This window comes from Maribellus luteus (assembly GCF_003576475.1).
GTDB classification, from domain to species: Bacteria; Bacteroidota; Bacteroidia; order Bacteroidales; family Prolixibacteraceae; genus Draconibacterium; species Draconibacterium luteum.
Genome location: NZ_QWGR01000254.1, coordinates 1 through 530, shown reverse-complemented (window position 1 = coordinate 530; position 530 = coordinate 1). Strand labels below are relative to the sequence as shown.

At 65.1% G+C, this 530-nt stretch carries 1 protein-coding gene; it reads left to right on the top strand.

The annotated features are described in order from the left end of the window. Window positions 1-118: 118 nt before the first annotated feature. The coding region (locus D1614_RS28810) for an enoyl-CoA hydratase-related protein (protein WP_175579323.1) at window positions 119-530 on the top strand (412 nt) is incomplete at its 3' end.

The window sequence follows — 530 nt, the reverse complement described above, 5'->3', positions numbered from 1 at the left end:
GCAACGGCCTGGCCGAGTTGAACGCGCGGCTGACCGAAGGCTTTACCGACGCCGAGATCGACGTTGTCGCACGCTGGCTCGCCAGCCTGCAAACCAAGTTCCCCAACGGAGACGAGCAATGAGTGAACATATCCAAAGCCACAACGCCGATGGCGTGCTGACGCTCACCCTGGCCCGCGCCGACAAGAAGAACGCCATCACCGCTGCGATGTATGGCGCGCTGGCCGATGCGCTGAGCGCCGCCGAGCGTGACAGTACTGTGCGCGTGGTGCTGCTGCGGGCTGAAGGCGACATGTTCTCCGCCGGCAACGACATCGGAGAATTCGCGTCGATTGCGATGGCCGGCGGCAAGGGCAATGGCGAGCGCAATGTCATCCGCTTCCTGCATGCGCTGGCACGTGCCACGCGTCCGCTGGTGGCGGCGGTGCAGGGTCGCGCGGTTGGCATCGGCACGACCATGCTGCTGCATTGCGACCTCGTCTACGCATCCGATACGGCCAAGCTGTCGATGCCGTTCGCGCAGCTGGGTC